The following is a 6838-nucleotide window of genomic DNA, read 5'->3' on the forward strand; positions in this document are numbered from 1 at the left end:
TCAATGCTAACGAAATAAGACTTATGGGTAAACTAGCTAAAAAACACAATTTTATGATTGTCAAAACGGATATAATTTAAATGACGTCATTGGTAGGGACGAAGCATCCCGACCCTAAAAAGATAGAATCAAAGAGAGAAGAGATTCTTCACTTCGTTCAGAATGACAAAGAGAAAATTACAGCTTAAAATATAAACATACCCTCTTTGTCATACTGAGTGAAACGAAGTATCTCGACTCTCAGAAATAATGATAAAGAATACAATAAATAATATGCAAAACAGAGTATTCACACAGGAGCTCGTAAATCAAGTAGTGGACGAGCTAAAGATTACAAATCTGGAAAAGGCGACAATCGGAGAGGTATTATTGCTAGCTTCACGTCTCGAACAGATTACAGGTATCCCTTTTATCCGCATGGATCAGGGTGTGCCGGGGCTGAAACCTTGCCGGATAGGTATAGACGCAGAGAAGAAAGCACTGGATAGCGGTATTGCATCCATGTATCCGGCAGCGGAAGGTATTCCCGTGTTGAAAAATGAAGCTGCACGTTTTGTAAAAGCTTTTCTCGATGTGGATATTTCACCTGTGTCCTGCGTGCCTGTAACGGGTTCGGTGGCGGGTTCGTTCGGCTCTTTTATTGCGTGTAATCAACGGGATTTGCAGAAAGATACCGTACTGTTTATCGACCCCGGTTTCCCCATACAGAAATCGCAACTGAAAGTACTTGGTATAAAATACGAAGAATTTGATGTATATAAATACAGGGGTGCGCCATTAAAGGAGAAGCTGGAAGAGTTTCTCGAAAAAGGAAATATTTCGGCAATCGTATATTCCAATCCCAACAATCCGGCATGGATTTGCCTCACCGAAGATGAACTGAAAATAATAGGCCAACTGGCAACCCGATACGATGCTATCGTAATGGAAGATCTGGCATACTTCGGCATGGATTTCCGCACCGATTTCGGTAAGCCGTTTCAGCCGCCTTATGTGCCTACTGTGGCACGCTATACGGACAATTATATACTGATGCTATCCTCATCCAAGATATTCAGCTATGCGGGACAGCGTGCAGCTGTAGTTTGCGTTTCGGATAAACTGTTCGGACGAAAATTTGAAGCATTGGCACAGCGCTATTCGGGAGCAGGTATATTCGGGCCTACATTTATCGGTGCCATCCTGTATATGATTACTTCGGGAATCACCCATTCTACACAGTACGGTTACGCTGCCATGCTGAAAGCCGCTTCGGATGGCGAACTGAATTTTGTGGAAGAAGCCAGTGAATACGCCCGCCGTGCGCACAGGATGAAGCAATCGTTCAGTAAATATGGATTCAACGTAGTGTACGACAAGGATATCGACCGTGATATTTCCGACGGCTTTTTCTTTACTATCGGTTACAAGGATATGACTTGTGCCGAACTGATGCGCGAACTGCTGTATTATGGTATAAGTTCTATCGCCCTGTCTACCACCGGCAGCGAGCAGCAGGGAATAAGGGCATGTTGCTCACGGATGAGCGCAGAGTTGTATGACGTGCTGGACGAGCGGTTGAAAGCATTTAGCCTTGACCATTAATACTTACAAACCAACCAACAAAGTTATGAAGAAGATACTTCCAATTTTAGTGATGATGATTATTTCAACTATCGCTTACGGGCAAGAAATTACCATTGAGATAGAAAGAGATGATTATCAAGTCGGTGAACAGTTTAACTTGACATATAAAGTCAACAGTAAAATTGATTCTGTAGGTAAGATGGAAGAGACAAATTTTATAGTCCTGAAAAGAGAAGAAGAAAAGGGGTCATTCAGCAGAAGTTTTGATCATAAAGCGTATTACCATAACATAACTTATCAAATTAAAGCCTATATTCCGGGAACGCTGGAGATTTATTCCCCGGTTTTTTATATAGAAGGTCAGGAGCTAAAAGCCGAACCCCTGACACTGACAATTACCGGAAAGATGCCGACCGATGAAGAGATTGACGAGATTAACTTCAAAAAAATTATGATCAGAAGCAAACCCGATGGCACATTATTATATATACTGTCTGGCGATTTCGGATATGTTGGAGAATATAAAAACGCCTTGTTAGAATTTAAAAGAAAGATGACGAAAGACGAAATTGAAGAATTTAGGAAGAAAGAGTAAGTGCCTCCGTTCCTGTCGTCACATCGGATTGTAGATCCGAAAGAACGGGGGCATTTAATTCAGACCATTAAAATTATAGATTGATGATTGAAAAAGAAATAACCTGCCCATACACATGGGATTGCGGACAGAAATTTGAAATTTGTAAGTTAAGTGAATATGATTATGATTTCTTGCAGTCGGCAATAGATAAAGAGATGAGTTTCATGTTTATACATTGTCCGGAATGTTTACGTCGGTTTCAGTTCAACCCTGTTGAATGGAAAGCCAAGGCATCATTATCTGACCCTTCGAAAAAGAATATTCAAAAACCAAAAACAATAAAAGAACTCACAAGTGTTTTGAAAAAGGCAAAAGTGGAAATACCAGAGTCATATTTTAATTATTTGACATCCGATAAATTTAACTCTGAACTTGAAGTATTCAAAGGACAAGGCAAGTTTCATTTATACAATTTGGATGAGTTATGTGAGGAAGTAAATATTGATGGAAATTCATATCTGCGTATCGAAAGCTTGAAAGGTTATGCAAAGTCATTGGAGGATATTTTTGAAGAAGAATATACAGATGAGTTTTCATTATCAGAACTTTCCGTTTGTCTGACCTTGGGATTTGAGAATACACAGGTTTTATTTTTGGATGGTAAGGATAAGAATACGATATGGATTTTTCATCCGGATGGAGGGGATATTGAGCCTGCTAAGATAACTTTAGATGAAATTGCAAACAAAAATAAATAAGGACTAATGAAAAAGTATTCTCTTTTTTCTCTCCTCTCCTTTCCGTTTTCTTTCTGTTATCGGCGATTTGCAATCTTCCTTGAACATTTCGGATTACAAATCCGAAAGAACGGGGGGCTCTTAATTCAGACCATTAATATTTGAATATTATGAAAAAAATAGTCATTCCTTTTTTTATTCTTTTTCTTATTTTGTCATTGTATGCTTGTCAGAACAAGAAAAAGAATGAAGCGGTGCTATCCCAAACAGAATCAGGGATAACAGTGCCTGATGACTTTCTGATGACCGGATATCCTGCCGTATTGGGTTCGCTTACACGTAAGGCGGGCGAAAGCGCCGAAGACTTTATAAACAGGATAAAACCTGCCGGAAAAGAGTTGGTTCATCCCGTGATAGAAGCCGACTGGAATAGTACCGACAAAAAAGTAATTATTGCTTTTTGGGAGACACAGGTAAAGGAAAAAGGCGAAACATCGACCTACAATGTGACTTACACTGTAGGTAAACTCTATGTCCCTACAGATGGGAACCGTTATCAGGAGGTTGCGATAGATTCCTTGTCCGAAAGTCCGCTGGAAGCTGTTATCCAGGCCGTATTCTTCTACGACAGGGATGGGGATGGCAAGCGCGAACTGGTTCTGATTTACAGTAATGATTACCGTCATTACCAGATGGCAGGAACTTTCTACAATGCGAATGTATATGACGATATTGACTACGACAACCTGCCCGCGCAGTTGACTGTATTGGAAGATATATATGGAGGGCAGTGTGGAAATAATGATGTGGGCGAAGAGTTCGAGCCTTTGTTTACCACAGCTGCAGAGCTTAGAGAGCACCTGAAAGAAATACCATTTACAAAACACCGGATGAATTTTGAGAAAAATTATACGGGCAAGATTGGTAGTAATATGAATGTATCTTTCCACCTAGGAAAAAGGGGAAATGATATTTCAGGATTCTTTTATTATGAAAAGCATGGAATAGATATCCGACTGTATGGCAACTTAACAAAAGACGGAAAGGTAGAAATGTCAGAAATGGATTACCAACATAATACAACCGCTAAAATAACTGGGAAATTTACCGATAGCGGATTCGAAGGAGAATGGAAAAATGAAAAGACCGGGAAAACCTACCCTATAGAATTAAAGGAGACGGCTGATAAGATAGGACCTATACCCGATAATCTGGCAGGGAAATATGTCTCGGATGGTTGCTTCTTAGAGATTGACATAATAAAAGACAAAGGCGAATACCGTTATGCCATGCAGACCGATACAAAAAAATACAGCGGTGCAGTACATTTTCTCCGTGAGTTTGACGGTACGAGCAAACAGCAAACACTCTGGCTTGAATTGTCAAACTTTGAATGGGCTGAATTTAAAGGCGACCTGTCGGGCGTCGAAGATGGAGACAGCGTGGAGTCGATAGGAATGCAGGGTCTTGAACTTTATTACAGTAAGGATGAACTTTCGTTTCAGAATTACGGGAACGCGATGAACTACTATGTCAAAGTAGGAGACTGTGGAGATAAATTTGTAACGCTGACAAAAAAGAAATAATGTGGCAAAGGAGAAAGTGGTTGTAAAAGATATCTGTACCGATGACGGAGTAAACCTGTTTGAAGTCCGCCTTATAAAAGATGAGGGTGTGGGGCTTTTGGCTACGCAGTCAGGCAGAAACTATCTGATACTGGATAGCCTGGATTACTGGTACGACCTCATTCAGGATACATACCCGCCTAAACAAAAATGCAGGTGTAAGAACGATTTGTTTAAGGTGAAGTTTCAATATACTTATCATGCTCATTATACGGATGATATAAAGAATGTAGGGGTGATAGCCGAATGCTCGCAATGTGGTAAATCAAAAGAAGCAATGTCTGTCGATATAGATTATTCTCCTACTACCCAACTTATAGAGCAACCGCTTACCTACTGTGAAAAGCCGAAGTTAAAATATAAGCTGACCGAATTCTCTTCCTATTGGACGGATGAAGATTTGGTGCGATTTCTCACTTATATAAATAAGGAACTGGGATTGAATATCTATTGTTGGTACTTTGGCAAAGAAGTAAAAGTAAGGCGTTTCGAAAAATTTTCGGTAGATAATCAGGAACATATAGATACAATGAAATATGGTTTTCTTAATCTGTTCTTCTCGGTAGAAGAGTTTATAACAGAAGAACTTATAAAGTTTACGGACGAAAAGGGTATTTACCTGAAACGTGATATCTGGCGCAAAAATGAAATTATCCAGCTTTCAAGTATGAAGATTTCAGGGATTGGTTATGTATATTTCTTTAAATTCTGCAATCAATATCTGGATAAGGGAGATGTGAAAGATAAATCGAAAGAGTTTGAAGCAATTACATCGCAATTGAAAGACTGGATGAAACAGCAGTTTGTAAACAAGAGAGGCAAACAGTGTTTCGACAGCGAAGAAATGTATCTGAAATATTTTGAGAGGCAGAACAAGTGAATAGTTAATCGATAAATTTATCTTATATATGCGAATCAAGGGTTAAAAAGCACAGTAACTTATTGTCCCGAAGGGACTGAAAGTGGATAACCACGGGTAAAACCCGTGGCAGGAACTGACAGAAGAATATGTCTCCGTAGGAGGCAAATAGCAAAAACAAATGCTATTCGCCTCCTACGGAGACGGCCTCTCCCTATCCGCTTTTTCCACGGGTTTTACCCGTAGTTATCCATGTTAGCCCACTTCGTGGACTTAGAACCCTGATTGCAAAACAGAAGATTGATTTATGATAGTATATTTCAACCCAAAGCAACCCTTGATTCGCATTAATAATTTAAGAGTATGGCATGCAAAAGATAATAGTGAGACTCCAATTTCAAGAGAGGAATTAATAAATGGAGATTATCAACTTATGGGAATTTATGACTATATACAAATCGAAAAAAAAATAATTGAAAAAATCTTTACTAATGCCAATTTGTAATTGGTGTTTGAATAATTGTTTGAATAAAATTAGTCAGTTGCGTATTCTGTCGCAGAGGATTTTGATCTCCTGCATTATTAACATAAGGATTTAAAAACCTGCCTTGGCTGTTTCTGATTAAAAATCCTGATAATATTACAATTCGGATTGCGAAACCGAATAGACGAAGCAAATGATTGTCTAATATAAATATGTGTTTAATAAAGAAAAAAGTAACAACAAAAAATAAAGAAAAATCTGTCACTTTTGTCACTTTTTTATCTGAAATAGTATTATGAATTATTTTCTGAAAATAACAAGTAAACCCAATTATCCGCTGGTATACGATGCCGGACATAATAATGTGAACGGAAGTTATCTGGCTGTAGGGAAATATATAAAAGAAGAAGTAAATTCACCTTTAATATACAGCGATGCGCAAAATAGCGATATAGAATATGAAAAATTGTTGACCTACGATGTCCTCGAAACTGTCGGCGGCGGTACATTATATTCGCAATCGTTTGTGGATTTCCTTTATAAGAACCATTTCGAAAAAGACGTTCAGGTTTTTAGGGCGCGGTTTACTTACAAAGGGAATACCTGCGATAGTTATTATGCAGTAAATATATACAACCGGATTGAATGCTACGATATGGATAAATCCGTTTATCAGGAGCACCCTGTAGATAAGTCCTATAAGTTTAGTAAAACGGTGCTGAACGATAATTCTTTGGAAGAATACGGCTATATTTACAACATCGTTCGGAGTGTGTACGATAATAGAATTATAGTTTCGGGAACATTCCGTGATTTATTGAAGAAAGAAAAAATAAACAGTATCGGTTTTTCTGCAAAGTAACGGATAAAAACCTGTCACCTTTGTCACTTTTTATCACTAGTGTCCGGTTTAGAAAATATTGACATCGTTAAAACCCTTATGGATAAAGGGGAGTGAGCACGTTCTTTGATTTTTCGATTTGAATTTTC

7 protein-coding genes are annotated in these 6838 nt (G+C 38.5%); all 7 read left to right on the top strand.

Going from position 1 to position 6838, the window contains the following annotated elements:
- The first annotated feature begins 273 nt into the window (after positions 1–273).
- The gene (locus D0T84_RS20675) at positions 274–1584 is read left to right on the top strand and encodes a pyridoxal phosphate-dependent aminotransferase (RefSeq protein WP_163309769.1); all 1311 of its coding nucleotides are present in this window, start codon (positions 274–276) and stop codon (positions 1582–1584) included.
- Between the two features lie 25 nt (positions 1585–1609).
- Positions 1610–2161, top strand: a complete 552-nt coding sequence (locus D0T84_RS20680) for a BatD family protein (protein ID WP_163309759.1) — start codon at positions 1610–1612, stop codon at positions 2159–2161.
- Between the two features lie 83 nt (positions 2162–2244).
- Positions 2245–2901, top strand: a complete 657-nt coding sequence (locus tag D0T84_RS20685; RefSeq protein ID WP_163309760.1) for a hypothetical protein — start codon at positions 2245–2247, stop codon at positions 2899–2901.
- Between the two features lie 149 nt (positions 2902–3050).
- A complete protein-coding gene (locus tag D0T84_RS20690; RefSeq protein ID WP_163309762.1) occupies positions 3051–4466 on the top strand; it encodes a hypothetical protein in 1416 nt (471 codons plus the stop codon).
- A 1-nt stretch (position 4467) separates the two neighbouring features.
- Positions 4468–5385, top strand: coding sequence for a hypothetical protein (locus tag D0T84_RS20695; RefSeq protein WP_163309764.1), 918 nt, complete (start codon positions 4468–4470; stop codon positions 5383–5385).
- Between the two features lie 286 nt (positions 5386–5671).
- Positions 5672–5869 carry a hypothetical protein gene (locus tag D0T84_RS20700; protein WP_163309765.1) on the top strand — a complete coding sequence of 66 codons (198 nt, stop codon included), beginning with the start codon at positions 5672–5674 and terminating at the stop codon, positions 5867–5869.
- Between the two features lie 274 nt (positions 5870–6143).
- Positions 6144–6710 carry a hypothetical protein gene (locus tag D0T84_RS20705; protein WP_163309767.1) on the top strand — a complete coding sequence of 189 codons (567 nt, stop codon included), beginning with the start codon at positions 6144–6146 and terminating at the stop codon, positions 6708–6710.
- Positions 6711–6838 lie beyond the last annotated feature (128 nt).

The sequence above is a fragment of the Dysgonomonas sp. 521 genome (genome assembly GCF_010501055.1).
GTDB lineage: Bacteria > Bacteroidota > Bacteroidia > Bacteroidales > Dysgonomonadaceae > Dysgonomonas.